The organism is Streptomyces aureus, from assembly GCF_001418135.1.
Classification (GTDB): domain Bacteria; phylum Actinomycetota; class Actinomycetes; order Streptomycetales; family Streptomycetaceae; genus Streptomyces; species Streptomyces aureus_A.
The window spans coordinates 40689-40904 of the sequence record NZ_LIPQ01000018.1 but is presented as its reverse complement, the minus strand read 5'-3'; the positions used below and the strand labels follow the sequence as shown (position 1 = coordinate 40904).

Here is a 216-nt window from a genome sequence, read left to right as displayed (position 1 = left end):
ACGCCCCAGACGGTGATGCCGAGGCAGCGGGGAACGGCCAGGCAGTCGTTGGTCACGTTGGCGTAGGTCGTGCCCGAGGCGCCCTGGATGTCGAGTTCGGTGATGGCGACGTCGACGCCGAGGGCGGCGAAGTTCTGCAGAGTGGTACGGAAGTTGCTGTTGTAGGGGCTGTCGTTGTTGAAGTGCGACTGGAAGCCGACGCAGTCGATGGGCACG

1 protein-coding gene is annotated in these 216 nt (G+C 64.8%); it reads right to left on the bottom strand.

The annotated features are described in order from the left end of the window. Nucleotides 1–216, bottom strand: a 216-nt coding sequence (locus tag AOK00_RS39925) for an endo-1,4-beta-xylanase (RefSeq protein WP_254047210.1), incomplete at both ends; no start/stop codon positions are given.